This window comes from Azospirillum sp. CT11-132, from assembly GCF_047302835.1.
Lineage (GTDB): Bacteria > Pseudomonadota > Alphaproteobacteria > Azospirillales > Azospirillaceae > Azospirillum.
Window position 1 is genome coordinate 754,758 of record NZ_JBGLZA010000002.1, and the last position, 16,764, is coordinate 771,521.

15 protein-coding genes are annotated in these 16,764 nt (G+C 68.3%); 5 read left to right on the plus strand and 10 right to left on the minus strand.

What is annotated here, in order from left to right; all coding sequences use genetic code 11:
- Positions 1–11 precede the first annotated feature (11 nt).
- Positions 12–1,802 (plus strand): acyl-CoA dehydrogenase C-terminal domain-containing protein, encoded by a 1,791-nt coding sequence (locus ACCD06_RS05155; protein WP_109155971.1) that lies wholly within the window; start codon positions 12–14, stop codon positions 1,800–1,802.
- 392 nt (positions 1,803–2,194) lie between these two features.
- Positions 2,195–2,848 carry a response regulator gene (locus tag ACCD06_RS05160; protein WP_109155972.1) on the plus strand — a complete coding sequence of 218 codons (654 nt, stop codon included), beginning with the start codon at positions 2,195–2,197 and terminating at the stop codon, positions 2,846–2,848.
- Positions 2,849–2,930: 82 nt separating this feature from the next.
- Here the strand turns inward: ACCD06_RS05160 and ACCD06_RS05165 are convergent, their stop codons facing one another.
- The 6 genes from ACCD06_RS05165 to mutY form a co-directional block, all read right to left on the minus strand.
- On the minus strand, positions 2,931–3,365 hold the full coding sequence (locus tag ACCD06_RS05165; protein WP_109155973.1) for a CBS domain-containing protein: 435 nt from the start codon (positions 3,363–3,365) through the stop codon (positions 2,931–2,933).
- Between the two features lie 152 nt (positions 3,366–3,517).
- A complete protein-coding gene (locus ACCD06_RS05170; RefSeq protein ID WP_247871212.1) occupies positions 3,518–4,225 on the minus strand; it encodes an OmpW/AlkL family protein in 708 nt (235 codons plus the stop codon).
- Positions 4,226–4,381: 156 nt separating this feature from the next.
- A complete protein-coding gene (locus tag ACCD06_RS05175; protein WP_247871213.1) occupies positions 4,382–4,882 on the minus strand; it encodes a hypothetical protein in 501 nt (166 codons plus the stop codon).
- 43 nt (positions 4,883–4,925) lie between these two features.
- Positions 4,926–6,065: an NAD(P)/FAD-dependent oxidoreductase gene (locus ACCD06_RS05180; RefSeq protein WP_413339265.1), complete on the minus strand. Its 1,140-nt coding sequence runs from the start codon at positions 6,063–6,065 to the stop codon at positions 4,926–4,928.
- Positions 6,066–6,096: 31 nt separating this feature from the next.
- Complete coding sequence (locus ACCD06_RS05185) at positions 6,097–6,816, minus strand: DUF1194 domain-containing protein (protein WP_136703169.1); 720 nt, start codon at positions 6,814–6,816, stop codon at positions 6,097–6,099.
- Positions 6,817–6,849: 33 nt separating this feature from the next.
- On the minus strand, positions 6,850–7,908 hold the full coding sequence (gene mutY, locus ACCD06_RS05190) for an A/G-specific adenine glycosylase (protein ID WP_413339267.1): 1,059 nt from the start codon (positions 7,906–7,908) through the stop codon (positions 6,850–6,852).
- A gap of 160 nt (positions 7,909–8,068) precedes the next feature.
- Between mutY and ACCD06_RS05195 the strand changes: the two genes are divergently transcribed.
- From ACCD06_RS05195 to smc, 3 genes are all read left to right on the plus strand, one after another.
- On the plus strand, positions 8,069–8,542 hold the full coding sequence (locus tag ACCD06_RS05195) for a DUF721 domain-containing protein (protein ID WP_109155978.1): 474 nt from the start codon (positions 8,069–8,071) through the stop codon (positions 8,540–8,542).
- Positions 8,543–8,608: 66 nt separating this feature from the next.
- On the plus strand, positions 8,609–9,268 hold the full coding sequence (locus tag ACCD06_RS05200) for a DsbA family protein (protein ID WP_413339269.1): 660 nt from the start codon (positions 8,609–8,611) through the stop codon (positions 9,266–9,268).
- A gap of 191 nt (positions 9,269–9,459) precedes the next feature.
- A complete protein-coding gene (gene smc / locus ACCD06_RS05205) occupies positions 9,460–12,921 on the plus strand; it encodes a chromosome segregation protein SMC (RefSeq protein WP_413339271.1) in 3,462 nt (1,153 codons plus the stop codon).
- 49 nt (positions 12,922–12,970) lie between these two features.
- On the opposite strand, the gene ACCD06_RS05210 is transcribed toward smc, so the two are convergent.
- From ACCD06_RS05210 to ACCD06_RS05225, 4 genes are all read right to left on the minus strand, one after another.
- Entirely contained in the window at positions 12,971–13,438 is a 468-nt protein-coding gene (locus tag ACCD06_RS05210; protein ID WP_413339273.1) for a preQ0 transporter, read from the minus strand.
- Between the two features lie 164 nt (positions 13,439–13,602).
- Positions 13,603–15,204 carry a citramalate synthase gene (cimA, locus tag ACCD06_RS05215; protein ID WP_413339275.1) on the minus strand — a complete coding sequence of 534 codons (1,602 nt, stop codon included), beginning with the start codon at positions 15,202–15,204 and terminating at the stop codon, positions 13,603–13,605.
- Positions 15,205–15,378: 174 nt separating this feature from the next.
- Entirely contained in the window at positions 15,379–16,266 is an 888-nt protein-coding gene (locus tag ACCD06_RS05220) for an NAD(P)-dependent oxidoreductase (protein ID WP_413339277.1), read from the minus strand.
- Between the two features lie 31 nt (positions 16,267–16,297).
- A complete protein-coding gene (locus ACCD06_RS05225; protein ID WP_109151862.1) occupies positions 16,298–16,723 on the minus strand; it encodes a tellurite resistance TerB family protein in 426 nt (141 codons plus the stop codon).
- Positions 16,724–16,764: the final 41 nt, after the last annotated feature.

A 16,764-nucleotide genomic window follows, 5' to 3' on the forward strand; every position in this document is an offset into this window, starting at 1 on the left:
AGGAACGAGAGATGCCGATCTACAAGGCTCCGCTTGAGGATGTGCGCTTCGTCCTGGACGAAATCATCGGTCTGGACAAGCTGTCGGCCCTGCCGGGCTACGAGGACGCCACGCCGGAACTCGTCGGACAGGTGCTGGAGGAAGGCGCCAAGCTGTGCGAGGAGGTGCTGTTCCCGCTGAACCAGTCCGGCGATGGCGAGGGCTGCCATTTCGAGAATGGCGAGGTCCGTACGCCCAAGGGCTTCAAGGAGGCGTACACCACCTATATCGAGGCCGGCTGGCAGGGGCTGGCCTGCGACCCGGCCTATGGCGGGCAGGGGCTGCCGAAGCTGGTCAACATCATGCTGGAGGAGTTCATCTGCTCCGCCAACCTCAGCTTCGGCATGTATCCCGGCCTGTCGCTCGGCGCCTACAACGCGCTGGCGATGTATGGTTCGGACGAGCTGAAGCAGCGTTTCCTGCCCAAGCTGGTCGACGGCACCTGGTCCGGCACCATGTGCCTGACCGAGCCGCATTGCGGCACCGACCTCGGCATCATCCGCACCAAGGCGGTGCCGGATGAACGGGGCGGCTACAAGATCACCGGCACCAAGATCTTCATCTCGGCCGGCGAGCATGACCTGACCGAGAACATCCTGCATCTGGTACTGGCCCGCCTGCCGGACGCCCCGGCCGGGACCCGCGGCATCAGCCTGTTCCTGGTGCCGAAGTTCATGCCGAATGCCGACGGTACGCCGGGCGCGCGCAACGGCGTCGCCTGTGGCTCCATCGAGCACAAGATGGGCATCAAGGCGTCGTCGACCTGCGTCATGAACTTCGAGGACGCCACCGGCTGGCTGGTCGGCGAGCCGCACAAGGGCATGCGTGCCATGTTCGTGATGATGAACGCGGCCCGTCTGGCCGTGGGCATCCAGGGGCTGGGCCTGTCCGAGGTGTCGTACCAGAACGCCGTCAACTACGCCCGCGAGCGGCTCCAGGGCCGGTCGCTGTCGGGGGTGAAGGCGCCGGACAAGCCGGCCGATCCAATCATCGTCCACCCCGACGTGCGCAAGAACCTGCTGACCGCCCGCGCCTTCACCGAGGGTGCGCGCGCCCTGGGCGCCCTGACGGCCTACAAGCTCGACGTGGCGGAAAAGCACGCCGACGCCCGCACCCGCCGCGACGCCGACGAGTTCGTCCAGCTGATGACGCCGGTCGTCAAGGCGCTGTTCACCGACATCGGTTTCGAGTCGGCCAACATCGCCGTGCAGGTCCATGGCGGCCACGGCTTCATCTGGGAGACCGGCGTCGAGCAGTATGTCCGCGACGCCCGCATCTGCCAGATCTATGAGGGCACCAACGGCATCCAGGCGCTCGACCTCGTCGGCCGCAAGCTGCCGCAGGACATCGGCCGCCTGCTGCGCCACTTCTTCCACCCCGTCGGCCGCGACATCGAGACGGCGATGGAGAAGGACGAGCTGGGCGAGTTCGTGATGCCGCTGGCCAAGGCCTTCGCCAAGCTGCAGCAGGCCACCGCCCTGATCGCCCAGAAGGGCCTGAAGGATCCGGAGGAGGCGGGTGCCGCCGCCAGCGACTACCTGCGCCTGTTCGGTCTGGTGGCGCTGGGCTGGAGCTGGCTGACCATGGTGGAGAAGGCGCAGGCCAGGCTCGCGGCCGGGGAAGGCAACGCCGCCTTCTATGAGGCCAAGATCAAGACCGCCCGCTTCTATATGACCAAGCTGCTGCCGCAGACGAACAGCCTGTTCATCACCATCGCCGCCGGCGCCAAGCCGCTGATGGAACTGGAAGAGGCCGCTTTCTAACAGACCTGTCGATCCGCGTCCTATCGTCCTCCGGGGCGCGCAACTTCAAAGCCGGTCCGGTGCCAGAAATTGGTGCCGGCCGGCATTTTTTTAGATATTTCAAGATCCAGTGACGCATTCGCATATTGACCTAAAATTGTCATAGCGCTTTAGAAATATCACTCCCGGGAAGTGTTGCCTCCGTCCGCTAGGCCATCGGAGCGGTGACAAAAGTTAATTTCCGGTTGTCGGTCCTCGTCCCTGCGTGTTACATCTCAATAGAGATTACGTTCGGCCGGTGCCTGCTATATCCTTTGGATTTTAGGGAATATGCGGGTGGCGACAGCCCCCTCCTTTTCTCAAGCCCTTGGGGCGTCTTTCGGAGGGGCAGGCATGGTGCGGGAGTTTGAGCGATGAAGATCCTGATCGGTGATGATCACGTCCTGTTCCGGGAAGGTCTTCGCCGTCTGCTTGAGCAGCTTCGCGATAATGCTACCTTTGCGGAGGCCAGCAATTTCGACGAGCTTCTGGATATGGCGGCGTCGAAGGATGAGGCCTATGACCTTGTCCTGACGGACCTGCGCATGCCCGGCTGGCCCGGCTTCTCTGGCATCGGCATGCTGCGCGAGCGGCAGCCGAACGCCAAGGTCGTGGTCGTGTCGGCGTCGGAGGCACAGGCAGACGTGCGGGAGGCGCTGGAGAACGGCGCCGCCGGCTATATCCCGAAATCGTCCAGCGTGAAGATCATGCTGAGCGCGCTCGACCTGATCTTCTCCGGCGGCGTCTATGTGCCGGCGACGGTTCTGCGCGAGGGGACCGAGCCCGACCACCGCGGTGCCGGTGGCGTGATCCCGCCGACCGATCCGCAGCTGGAGCAGCTTCTGACCCAGCGTCAGCGCGAGGTTCTGGACCGCCTGCGCGAAGGCAAGTCGAACAAGCAGATCGCCCATGAACTGGGCCTGTCCGAAGGGACGGTGAAGATCCACATGACGGCGATCTTCAAGTCGTTGGGCGTTCGCAACCGCACTCAGGCGGCGATGGCCTTCCCGCAGTCGCATTCGGCCTGACGCCGCTCTTCCCGAACAGAATGAAACGACCCGCCGGAGCGCTCCGGCGGGTCGTTTTGCGTTTCAGGCGGTGTGGAACGCCTCACCCCATGCCGGCGACATAGCCCCGCAGCGACTCGACCTCCAGCTCGGCATCGTCGATGCGGGCCTTCACCACGTCGCCGATGCTGATCACGCCGACGACCCGGCCGGACTCGACGATGGGCACATGGCGGATGCGCCGCTGGGTCATCACCGCCATCATGTCGGCGACGGTGTCGGTGGGGGTGCCGGTGATCAGCTCCCGCGTCATCAGGTCTGCCGCCGGCCGGTCCAGCGCGCCGGCACCGTCGCGGGCGACGGCCCGCACCACGTCGCGTTCCGACAGGATGCCGACCGGTTGCCCGTCTTCATCGATCACCAGCACGGCGCCGATCCGGTGTTCGGTCAGCAGGCGGGTGACGGCGGCAACGCTGTCTTCCGGCGCGGCGGAGACGATCCGGTTGCCCTTGCGCTTCAATACGGCTGCAACATGCATGGCGGTACGGCCTCCCTTCCGTTGATCCCCGTAGGGGAATCATGGGGATAACCGTACAATCTGCAAGACTGATGGTAAAAAGAAAAAGACGGCCTCCCCCGGATGGGGAAGGCCGTCCTTCCGATGTCCGGAACTGATTCCGGAAACCGGTCTTAGAAGCGGTAGCCGACGCCGACGCCGACCAGCCACGGGTCCAGCGTGACCTTCGAGGAGACCGGAAGGACGCCGCCGCCGGGGAGGTTGGCGTTGGCGGTCACGTCGGTCTTCAGGAAGACCTTCTTGACGTCGAGGTTCAGCGACCAGTTGCCGGTCAGGGCGACGTCGACACCGGCCTGCAGGGCCCAGCCGAAGCGGTTCTTGTAGTTGGTGTCGGTGATCCGCACCCCGGCCGAGTTCGGGTTGTTGGCCGCGTCCTCGTTGTAGAACAGGGTGTAGTTGATGCCGGCGCCGACATACGGGCTGATGCGCTCCTTCGGCATGAAGTGGTACTGCACGGTCAGAGTCGGCGGCAGCAGCGACACCTTGCCGATTTCCGTGACGCCGCCGGCGCCGGCGATCAGGTTGCCCTTCACGCGGTGACGGCTGGTGCCGGCGATCAGCTCGGCGGCGATGTTGTCGGTGAAGAAGTAGGAGAAGTCGACTTCGGGGATGTAGTCGTTGCCGACCTTGGCCGAGCCGATGTCACCGATCGGGCTGTTGATCGTGCCCTTTTCCTGCGGCAGCACGGCCAGGCCGCGCGCACGGACGACGATGTCGCCGGCCGACTTGCCCTTGAAGTCCTGAGCGAGCGACGGGGAAGCGATGGCGACGAGGGCCGAGGTCGCCAGCAGGGCGGCGGCGGCGCGCGACAGGATGGTCATGGGGTCTGCTCCAGGCAATGCGTTGTTGCTGTTCTGTGGCATCAGCCAATGGAGCTATTACCAGACACTGTGTAAGGGTACTAGGGGGGCTACAACCCTTCCTCTCCTTCTGCAGCAGCTATGCAACAGTGACGAGTTGTCGCATGGACAAGGAAATCAAGGGCTTGGTTTGATTGTCCGCTGTGGGATCAGCGCCATGCAGTTCTGAACGATGGCATAGCATTGACCAAGTCGCGCGGAGCCGCCGCTGGCGCCGCCATATACGACGCGCTCGACCACACCGTTTCTCAAACTGAAAGTTGCTTCACAGTCGAAGCTGTTGACTTCATAACCATAGGACGGCCAGCCATAGCCGTAACCGTAATAAGGCCATCCCCAGCCGCCATAATAGCCGATCGGCGGCGTGCTGGGGTAGGAGACGATGCGGGAGCTGCGGTAGGTGAAGAACTCCTGGTTGCCGACGGTCGCCTGCCGTTCCGGCACCCCGGCGCAGGACAGCAGCGTCGCCTTGGACATGCCGATCAGCGCGGTCTGCGCCGCCAGCGCCTCGTCCGCCGCAGGGTTGGCACAGCCGCCGAGCGCTCCGGCAGAAGCCAATGCCAGGACGGCGAACGCCCTTCGTGCCACAGGTCCCTTCGCCACCAGACGCACAGACATCGCACGCCTCCTCCGCCCTGATGCCGGGCTACCATAGCCTGCCTTATCGGGCTCTTGCCGGCGACAGGTCCGACTCGGCTACTCCCAATGCCCGCACATCCTCCGGCAGGCCGCGGCCGGTGACGAGCCCCGCCGCCACCCGACCCATGGCCGGCGCGGTCTGGATGCCGTAACCGCCCTGGGCCGCCAGCCAGAAGAAGCCCTCCGCATCCGGCGCGAAACCCACCACCGGCACCTTGTCGGCGACGAAACTGCGCAAGCCTGCCCACCGGTGGGCCAATCTGCGAACGGAGAAGCGCGAGGCCTGCTCCAGCCGGTCCACCGTCACGGCGATGTCGATGTCCTCGGGCTGCACGTCGCAGGGTTCGATCGGCGTCTGGTCGGCGGGGGAGGCCAGCAGCCGGCCGGCATCCGGCTTCACATAGAAGGTCTCGGCCACGTCCGACACCATCGGCCAGCCGTCCAGCCCGGTCTTGTCGGCCGGATCCTCGAACACCGGATCGAAGGTGATGGCGGTGCGCCGCTTCGGCACCAGCCCGACGGTGGCGACTCCGGCCAGCTTCGCCAGCTCGTCCGCCCAGGCGCCGGCGGCATTCACCACCACCGGCGCGGCAAAGCTGCCGGCGCTGGTTTCGGCCACCCACAGCCCATCCTGCCGGGTGAGCGTCCGCACCTCGGCATCCGTCACCACCCGGCCGCCGCGCGCCTTCAGCCCGCGCAGATAGCCCTGGTGCAGGGCATGCACGTCGATGTCGCGGGCGTCCGGCTCCCAAACGCCGCCGGCGACATAGTCCGGGCGCAGAAAGGGCGCGCGGGCCAGAACCTGTTCGCGGTCATAGCGTTCAACCGACGGGGTCAGGCGGCGGCCCTGCTTGAATTCGGCATCCAGCCGGTCGATCTCATGCTCGCGGCCGATGATGAGGACGCCGCGCGGCGTCAGCAGGTCGTGCTCGGCGAAGCCGGCGGGCGGGCTGGTGTAGAAGTCCCAGCTCGCCACCGTCAGGGCGCGGATCGGTGCCGGGCCGTAGGTCTGGGTGTAGAGCGCCGCCGACCGGCCCGTCGAGTGATAGCCGGGCTGCGACTCGCGCTCCAGCACCAGCACCCGGCCCTGTGCGGCCAGCTCATAGGCGGCGGACGCCCCGGCGATGCCGGCCCCGACCACCAGAAAATCGACGCGCTCCACTCGTCCCGCTCCTCAACTTGTTATCGGCCGCCTATCGCGTGGCGACGCTTAGGCTTGGCATTTGATCCGGCAGGGCCACCATTTCAAGGATCAGCTTCTGCCGCAGGGCGGCGACGAAGCTGTCCTTGTCCATGGCGCTCTTCACGAAGCTGCCCGGCCCGCCGATCACGCTTTCGTCGAAATACTCCTCCAGCCAGGGGAATTCGTCGAGGATGGCGAGGCCGTTGACGATGATTCCGCGCTTCGTCACCCGGTCGCGGGCGTCGGCCGGATCGATCCCGCTGTTGGAAAAGCCGTTGGAAACCAGATCGATCACCTGCCGCGGCGCCTTGCCGCCGTGGTCGAACAGCTTCGCCGCCTCCAGGATCGCGCTGCCGATCGCCGTCGAGTCGCCCTGGAAGCCGCGGGGCAGGGCGTCGATCCGGTCGGCGAAGCGCCCGGCATCCTCCGGCTTGTCCAGCGCCGTCCAGGGGATCAGCACCCGCAGGCTGTTCGGACCGGAATAGGCCGCCAGCGTCACCCGCGTCCCGGCCGAAGCCAGCGCATCGGCCACCGCGGGATCGCGGAAGGCGGCGGCATGGCCCTGCAATTGGAATTCCAGGTCGCCGGTGGTGATGGAGGCGGAGCCGTCGAGCGCCAGCACCAGCGCCACCCCCGCCTTCTTCTCCGCCGTTCTCTCCGGCGGCGCGGCCAGCACCTCGCCGCACAGCGCCAGCAGGACGAACAGGACGGCGATCACGGCACGCAGCATTCTTATCGGCACTCCATCCTGCGCGAGCCCTTCTCACACGTTGGAAAGGGCGTGGCGCACCACCTTCACCATCACCGACGGCAGGGCATGATCGCCCAGCCGGTCGACCGGCACCCAGGTTCCGTCGGCCTGCCGCCAGTCGGTCCCGGCCTGCGCCGCGACCACCTCAAGCTCCAGGTGAAAATGGGTGAATGTATGGCGGACCAGACCGGGCAGCCGGCGCCAGCGGGCGGGCAGGGGCTGCTGCGCCGCCACCGCGGCCTCGCCGGGCAACTCCGGTCCCCAGGATGTCGAGGGCACCTCCGCCATGCCGCCCAGGAGCCCTTCCTCCGCCCGGCGGCGCAGCAGGACGGCGCCGTCGAAGTTCAGCAGCCAATAGGCGACGCCGCGCCGGGTCGGCTTCTCCGCCTTGGCCACCTTGCGCGGCAGGCTTTCGGCGATGCCGGCGGCGCGCGCCTCGCAATACTCCGCCCACGGGCACAGCATGCATTTCGGCTTGCGCGGGGTGCAGATGGTGGCGCCGAGGTCCATCATCGCCTGGGCATAGTCGCCGGGACGGAACTCCGGCGTCAGGGTTGCGGCCAGCCGGCGCAGGGTCGGCTTGGCATTGGGCAGCGGCTCCTCCACCGCGAAGATGCGGGCGATCACCCGCTCGACATTGCCGTCCACCACGGTGGCCTTGCGGCCGAAGGCGATGGCGGTGATGGCTGCGGCGGTGTAGGCGCCGATTCCCGGCAGTTCCAGCAGCGCCGCCTCATTGTCCGGAAAGATTCCGCCATGAACGTCCGCCACCACGCGGGCGCATTTGTGCAGGTTGCGCGCCCGCGCGTAGTAGCCGAGCCCGGCCCAGGCCACCAGCAGATCGTCCAGCGGCGATTCCGCCAGATCGCGCACGGTCGGCCAGCGTTCGGTGAAGTTGCGGAAATAGGGCGCTGCGGCGGGGACCGTCGTCTGCTGCAGCATGATCTCCGACAGCCAGACCCGGTAGGGATCGGCGGTCTCGTCCGGCTTGGCGCGCCAGGGCAGGTCGCGGCGGTGGCGGTCGTACCAGGACAACAGCCGCCGGGCGGCCTCGGTGGAATCTGGAATCATGATGGGAAGAAATAGAGGGTCCGGAGCGTCTGGGGAAGGGAGCCGGTCCGGTCTCTGGTCGGAAGCTGGGCATCGGCCCACGCTTGCGCTAGGGTGCCGGCATCCCACATGACCCGGAACCGGTGCCTGAACCGGGGCCGTATAGGAGTGATCGCAGAGCATGACCGGACCGCGTCGCATCGGCCAATCCGTTCCGGAGGTCGCCGGCAAGGTGCTGGGCAAGCGCGGGCTTGCCTTCGGCGCGCTGATCACCGACTGGCCGTCCATCGTCGGCCACCAGCTGTCGCTGCGCACCGCCCCCGACAAGCTCAGCTTCCCCCGCGGCAAGCGCGAGGAGGCGACCCTGCACATCCGCGCCATGGGCGCCATCGCGTTGGAGCTGCAGCATCTGGAGCCGCAGATCATCGAGCGCATCAACAGCTTCTTCGGCTATCGCGCGGTGGCGAAGATCAAGCTGATCCACGCGGCCCTGCCGTCCACGCCATCCCCGGTGGTGCGCCCGCGCGCCCTGACGATGGACGAGGAGATCGGCATCACCACCACCACCGCGGCCATCGAGGACGAGGAACTGCGCGCCACCCTGGAACGCTTCGGCCGCTCGCTGATGGCGCGGCCGAAACGGGCGGTGCGCTAGCCGGCCTGCTGGACGCGCCGGGGCCTGATTGTCTATACGTCAACATCTGGTAGGAACGAGGGCAAAGTGAACCGCAAAATTTTGGGACGCAGGTACTTCGGGCTGGCCGGCTTTCTGGCCATCGGCTTCACCGCCGCCATCGGCACCGCCGTGACGGCTCCGTCGGCCGCCCGCGCCGCCGCCACCCTGCCGCCGGTGTCGGAGATGATGGCCGACCGCGTCATGGGCGATCCCAAGGCGCCGGTGACGATCCTCGACTATTCGTCGATGACCTGCCCGCACTGCGCCCATTTCCACACCGACATCCTGCCGAAGATCAAGGAAGCCTATATCGACACCGGCAAGGCCAAGCTGATCTTCCGCGACTTCCCCTTCGATCAGGCGGCGCTCAGCGCCAGCATGCTGGGACACTGCGCGCCTGCCGAGCGCTACTATCCGCTGACCGACGTGCTGTTCAAGAGCCAGTCGACCTGGAGCCGCGCCGCCGACCCGACCAAGGCGCTGGCCCAGTACGGCAAGCTGGCCGGCATGAGCCAGGACACCATCGACGCCTGCTTCGCCAACAAGGAGCTGGCCGACGCCATCCTGAACAGCCGCCTGACCGGCCAGAACCAGTACAAGGTCGAAGCCACCCCGACCTTCATCCTCAACGACGGCAAGGTCCGCATCGAAGGCGCCCAGTCGTTCGAGGAGTTCTCCAAGGCGATCGACAAGCTGTTGAAGTAAGCGCCTGAAAATTGCCCCCACCTAACCTCCCCCGCTGGGCGGGGGAGGGACTGCCGCCACCCTCCCGTACAAAAACTTGTCCCCTCCCCGCCCAGCGGGGGAGGGTTAGGGTGGGGGCATTCGAAGCCGACACTTCGCCACTCGAAGCCCTCACCTCCTCAAAGCCCAAGTACACCAAAGGTTCTTCCCCAGTGCAGTTCACGCGTCTCCGCCTGTCGGGTTTCAAGTCTTTCGTCGATGCCACGGATCTGGTCATCGAACCCGGCATGACCGGCATCGTCGGTCCCAACGGCTGCGGCAAGTCCAATCTGGTGGAGGCGCTGCGCTGGGTGATGGGCGAGACGTCGGCCAAGCGCATGCGCGGCGACGACATGGACGACGTCATCTTCGGCGGCACCTCCAGCCGGCCGGCGCGCAATCTGGGCGAGGTAACGCTGGCGGTCGACAACCGGTCGCGCACCGCGCCGGCCGGTTTCAACGAGCATGACGAGCTGGAGATCACCCGCCGGATCGAGCGCGGCTCCGGCTCCGATTACCGCATCAACGGCAAGCTGGTGCGGGCGCGCGACGTCCAGCTGCTGTTTGCCGACAATGCCTCGGGCGCCAGTTCCCCGGCTCTGGTCAGCCAGGGCAAGGTGGCGCAGATCATCTCCGCCAAGCCGCAGGACCGCCGCGCCCTGCTGGAGGAGGCCGCCGGTATCACCGGCCTGCATTCCCGCCGGCACGAGGCCGAATTGCGGCTGAAAGCGGCGGAGACCAACCTGACCCGCCTCGACGACGTGATCGGGGCGATGGACACCCAGCTGCAAAGCCTGAAGAAGCAGGCGCGGCAAGCCGCCCGCTACCGCAACCTATCCGACCAGATCCGCAGGGCGGAGGCCGTGCTGTGGCACCTGCGCTGGCTCGCCGCGCAGGAGGAGCGCGCCCGCGCCCACGCCGCCTTCGCGACCGCCGAGGCCGAGGTGCGCGACCGCATGCTGGCCGTCAACCAGCTGACCGCCCGCCGCACCGAGGCCGCCGCCGGCCTGCCCGACAAGCGCCAGGACGAGGCCCGCGCAGCCTCCGCCCTGCAACGGCTGGTGATCGCCCGCGAACAGCTCGACGCCGAGGAAAAGCGTGTCGCCGATCAGCAGCGCGCGCTGGAGGCCCGGCTGCGCCAGATCGCAGGCGACCTCGGCCGCGAAGAGGCCCTTGCCGCCGATGCCGGCGAGGCGCTAGCCCGACTGGTGGCCGAACGCGACCGCCTGATCGCGGCGCAGGCCGACGAGGAGATGCTGGAGGAAGCCGCCGCCGAGGCTCTGGCCGAGGCGCGCGAGCAGGTCGATGCGCTCGACCACGAATTGACCCGCCTGACCGAAGCCGTCGCCACCGACGAGGCCCGCCGCGCCGCCACCCAGCGTCAGGCCGCCGATCTGGAAACCCGCGCCGCCGGCCTTGCCAAGCGGCTGGCCGAGCAGCAGGCCCAGCGCGCTGCGCTGGAGGCGGAGATCGCCGCCCGTGCCGACCTGTCGGAAGCCGAATTGGCGGTCGAACTGGCCGAACAGCGGCTGGAGCAGGCCCGCGACGCCGCCGAGGCCGCCGAACAAGCGAAGGCGGAGGCGGAACCGGCACAGTCCCGCGCCCGCGAAGCGCTGTCCGCCGCCGATAGCGCGCGCGCCAAGCTGCGCGCTGAGGAACGGGCGCTGGCCGAACTGCTGGAGGCCGGGGCGGGTGGGCAGTTTCCCCCGTTGGTCGATGCGGTGACGGTGTCGCCCGGCTATGAGGGGGCGCTCGCCGCCGCGCTCGGCGATGCGTTGACCGCTCCGCTCGACATGGCGGCACCGGTGCATTGGCGCATGCTGCCTGCCTATGAGTCGGTGGCGCCGCTGCCGGCCGGGGCCCAGCCGCTGTCGAACCATGTGCAGGGGCCGCCGGCCGCCGCCCGTGCGCTCGCCCATATCGGGGTGGTCGCCGATGCCGGGACCGGGGTGGCGCTGGCCGCGACCCTGGCGCCCGGGCAGGTGCTGGTCAGCCGCGACGGCGGGGCGTGGCGTTGGGATGGGCTGACCGTGCAGGCCGGCGCCCCGACCGCCGCCGCCATCCGCTTGAAGCAGCGCAACCGTTTGGCCGAACTGCGCGGCGAACTGGAGCTTGCCGAGGAGCAGGTCGAGCTGGCGCGCGAGGCGCTCGACGCCGCCAAGCTGGCGGTGGAGGCGGCGGCCCAGGCTGACCGCCGCGCCCGCGACTCCGTGCGGGATGGCTTCGCCGCGCTGAACGCTGCCCGCGACCGCCATGCCAAGCTGGCACGCGAGGCCGACGCCGCATCGTCCCGCCTCGCCGCCCTGGTGGAGGCGGTGGAGCGGCTCGCCGCCGACGAGCGCGAGGCCGCGGCCCGCCGGGACGAGGCGCTGGAACTGTTGGACTCGTTGCCCGACCCGCGCGAAGGGCGGGAGCGGGTGAACGACCAGCGCGCCGCCTTGGCCGAACGCCGCGCGGTTCTGGCCGAGCGGCAGAATGCGCTGGACCGGCTGACCCGCGAGGCGCAGGCGCGGCGCCAGCGTCTGGCCGCCATCCAGTCAGAAACCGCCTCCTGGGACACCCGTTCCGCCGGGGCCGGCGGACGTGTGGCGGAACTGCGCCAGCGCTCGCAAGAGGCGGAGGGCGAGATCGCCGCGCTGTCCGGCCGCCCGTCCGCGATCGCGGCGGAACGCCAGGAGCTTCTCGACCGCATCGCCATGGCCGAGCGCGACCGCAAGCGTGCCGCCGACGCGCTGGCGGAGGCCGAGTCCCGGCTGGCCGGGACCGAGCAGGCGCTGCACGACGCCGAGGCGGCGCTGGCCGATGGCCGCGAAGCCCGCGCCCGCGCCGAGGCCGCGGTCTCCGCCGCCCGGCAGCAGGAACGCACCCTGACGGAGCGCATCGCCGAACGGCTGGACTGCCGGCCGGAGGACACCCGCGCCGCCGCCGACCTCGACCCCGCCGAACCGATGCCCGACGCGACGGCGGTGGAGGCCCGGCTCGACAAGCTGACCCGCGAGCGCGAGAACATGGGGCCGGTCAATCTGCGCGCCGAGATCGAGGCGGAGGAGCTGGAGGCCCAGATCACCGGCCTGCATGGCGAGCGTGAGGATCTGACCGCCGCCATCGCCCGTCTGCGCCAGGGCATCTCCAGCCTGAACCGCGAGGCGCGCGAGCGTCTGGTCGCCAGCTTCGATGTGGTCAACCGCGACTTCCAGGAGCTGTTCACCCGCCTGTTCGGCGGCGGCAAAGCCTATCTGGAACTGGTCAACGCCGAGGATCCGCTGAACGCCGGCCTGGAGATCTACGCCAGCCCGCCGGGCAAGAAGCTACAGGTTCTCTCCCTGTTGTCGGGCGGTGAGCAGGCGTTGACGGCGCTGTCTCTGCTGTTCGCCGTCTTCCGGTCGAACCCGGCGCCGATCTGCGTGCTGGACGAGGTCGACGCCCCGCTGGACGAGGCGAATGTCGGCCGCTTCTGCGATCTGGTGGAGGACATCGCGCGGCAGGGCGACACCCGCTTCCTCATCATCACCCACCACCGCCTGACTATGGCGCGGGTGGACCGCCTGTTCGGCGTGACGATGGTGGAGCGCGGCGTCTCGCAGCTGGTCAGCGTGGATCTCAGCCGCGCCGAAGAGCTGCGCGGGGTGGCGTGACGCCCCGCCCCCTCCCGCCATGGAACGCGGAAGGGGGCGACGGGGGTGGTTACGCCGCGACCGGCATCCGGCCGTCCCGCGTGCGCATCAGCAGCCAGACCACCGAAACGCCCAGCAGCTTCGACGCGAAGCTGGCGGCCCAGACGGTGGGATCCCAGACGTCCAGCATGCCGAAGAAGATGGCGGTGTCGACCGGCACCGACAGGGCGGCGCTGATCCACAGCCGGTCGCGCAGGGGGCGGCGGGTGATGGTGAAGACCGCCCAGTCGATCATCTCCGACACCGCGAAGGCGACGACGCTGGCGGTGGCGACGAACGGATCGGTCAGCAGATAGGACAGCACGGTGCCGCCCAGCATGGCGGCGAGCGCCCAATGGCCGAAGCGCACCTGCACCATGTCGCGCAGGATGAAGATCAGGCCGGCCCAGCAGGACCAGACCAGATCCAGGTGCGGAAACAGGCTGAAGGCGTAGTTGATGGCAAGAATGCTGCCAATATAGGCGGCGAGCCAGAGCATGGCGATGTTCCTCCGAGAGCGGACCCGCGGCAATACGGGCGCTGATGACCGGAGCCGACCCCGCGTGAATGCGAGCGCCCCGAAACCGCTGTAGCTAACAGAACATCGCCATGGTGGGAAGTCCGTAAGGCTCCCTCTCCCGGGGCGGGAGAGGGCAAATTCCCTCACACCGGCGTCGCGTCGCTCTTCATCAGCGCGTAGGTGTAGCTGTCCACCAGCGCTTCCATCGAGGCCTCGATGATGTTGGTGGACACGCCCAGCGTCGACCATTCGCTGCCGTCGGTCCGCGCGCTGCGGATCAGCACCCGCGGCATGGCGCCGGTGCCGTCCTTGGCCGCCAGGATGCGGACGCGGTAGTCAGACAGGCTGACCTTGGCCAGTGCCGGATAGACCGGCTCCAGAGCCTTGCGCATGGCGACGTCCAGCGCATGCACCGGACCGTTGCCGTCCGCCACCTCCAGCCGCACGGTGTCGCCGACGCGCACGCGCACCACCGCCTCCGACTCCACCACCAGCTTGCCGACGGCGTTGTAGCGGCGCTCGTCGGTGACGTGGAAGCGCAGCAGTTCGAAGAAGTGCGGCACCTCGCCCAGCTCGCGCCGGACCAGCAGCTCGAAGCTGGCCTCCGCCGTGTCGTAGGCATAGCCGTCGCTGTCGCGCTGCTTCACCAGATCGAGCAGGCCGGCCAGCCGGTCGTCCTTGGAATCCACCGCCATGCCGATGTCGCGCAGCCGCACGATCAGGTTTGAGCGGCCGGCCTGATCGGACATGACGATCTGGCGGCGGTTGCCGATGGCCTCCGGCGCCACATGCTCGTAGGAGGACGGGTCCTTCTCCACCGCCGAGACATGCAGCCCGCCCTTATGGGCGAAGGCGCTGGCGCCGACGTAAGGGGCGTGACGGTTGGGGGCGCGGTTCAGCCGGTCGTCGAAGGCGCGGCTCAACTGGGTCAGGAGATGCAGATCCTCGCGCCGGATGCCGGTCTCATAGCCCAGCTTCAGCATCAGCGTCGGGATCAGCGAGACGAGGTTGGCGTTGCCACAGCGCTCGCCCAGACCGTTGATGGTGCCCTGGACCATACGGGCACCGGCCCGCACCGCCGCCAGCGAGTTGGCAACGGCGTTCTCGGTGTCGTTGTGGCAGTGGATGCCGAGATGGTCGCCGGGGATGCCGTGCCTTTCCACCACCTCGCGCACGATGGCGTCGACCTCGTGCGGCAGGGTGCCGCCGTTGGTGTCGCACAGCACGATCCAGCGCGCCCCGGCGTCATGGGCAGCCTTGATGCAGGACACCGCATAGGCCGGATTGCGCTTGTAGCCGTCGAAGAAATGCTCCGCGTCGAACAGCGCCTCGCCCTTGGCGGCATGCAGCGCGGCGATGCTGTCGCGGATCAGGTCGAGATTTTCCTCGCGCGGGATGTTCAGCGCGACGTCGACATGGAAGTCCCAGGTCTTGCCGACCATGCACACCGCCTTGGCGCGCGACTGCGCCAGCGCCGTCAGCTGCGGGTCGTTGGCGGCGCTGCGGCCGGGGCGGCGGGTCATGCCGAAGGCGGTGAAGGTGGCGCGGGTCAGCTCCGGCGCCTCGGCGAAGAATTGGTCGTCGGTCGGATTGGCGCCCGGCCAGCCGCCTTCGATGTAATCGATGCCCAGCCGGTCGAGATCCTTGGCAATCGCAATCTTGTCGGCGACCGAGAAATCCACATCCTGGGTCTGCGCCCCGTCGCGCAGCGTGGTGTCGTAGAGAAAGATGCGCTCGCCCGTCATCGCCGCCTGACCTGTAAATACAAGGGGACCGGCAGAGTTTTGCCGCCCTGTGGAAAGCCGGGAGAATGGACGATGCGACGCTTATCCTCAACCGTTTTGACAAGAAACTTGCGGAAAGCAGGCTTTCGCCGCAACGGAAGGGAATGGCGGAGCGATACGCTCCGTCTTCCGGGGTCAGCGCGCGAACAGGCGGTAGAGGGCGGAATGATCCAGCCCGCCGTCGCCCTGGTCCACCAGCATCTCGAACAGCTCCAGCGACAGGCCGAGCGTCGGCAGGTCGATGCCGGACTGCTGGGCCAGTTCCTCCGCCTGCCGCAGATCCTTGACCTGGGTGGTGACGCGGCCGCCGGGGGTGAAGTCGCCGCTGACCATGCGGCCGCCATGCAGGTCGAGGATGCGGGATTCGGCGAAGCCGCCGCGAATGGCGTCGCGCACCTTGGCCGGATCGGCGCCGGCCGCCTTGGCGAGCGCCAACGCCTCCGCCACCGCGCCGATGGTCAGGGCGACGATGACCTGATTGGCGGACTTGGCGATCTGGCCGGCGCCGCTGGCCCCGACATGGGTGATGCGGCGGCCCATCGCCTGCAGCACCGGCAGGGCGCGGGCGAAGGCGGTCTCCGACCCGCCGGCCATGATGGTCAGGATCGCCCCCTCCGCCGCCACGGTTCCGCCGGAGACGGGCGCGTCGAGCCACTCCGCCCCGGCGGCGGCGACACGCTGCGCCAGCGCGCGGGTGGCGGCGACGGCGGTGGTGCCCATGTCGATCACCAGATGGCCGGGGCGCAGGACCGGCAGCAGCGCCTCGGCCACCGCTTCCACCGCCGCAGTGTCGGTCAGCATCAGGATGATGGTCCCGGCCTGTCCGGCGACGGCTGCGGGGCCGGTGGCGGCGATCATGCCTTCCGCCGCCATCTCGGCGACCGGGCCGGGGCTGCGGCTGGAAACCACCAACTCCGCGCCGGCACGGGCGAGCGCGCGGGCCATCGGCTTGCCCATCAGGCCAAGCCCGATGAAGCCGATGCGCTGGCCGGCGAGGTCGGGGCGGAGGGTCTCTTCGGTCATGTCAAAGCTTTCAGCAAAGAATGGAAGACGGTCACAGGCGCATGTGGCGGGCGCGGGCGCCGCGTTCGATGGCGGCGGCGCACAGCCGGTCGACCCCCAGCCGGTGCCGGATCAGCTCCAGCATCCGCAGCTCCTCCTGCGAGGCCTTGGGATCGGCGGCGGCGATGTCGCAGGCCACCGCATAGGCGGTCTCGCGCAGCTTGGACGGCAGCGCCTGCTCGACGATGGTCAGCACCGTGTCCAGCCCGTCGTTGTCGGACAGCATGGCGGTGCATTCGCGCGTCGCGGCCATCACCTGGTCGCCGCTGTAATCCTTGAAGATCGGCAGGTAGCGCACATTCTCGCCGATGGCTTCCAGCTCAGGGTCGGTCATGTCGCCATCGCAGGCGGACACCAGGACCATGATGTAGATGAGCGCGCTGTGGTGGTCGATCATGGCGTCGGTCGGCTTTCTCATGAGGCGGTCTCCCCCGGGGAGTGGTCGCAAGTCGGGTCGGC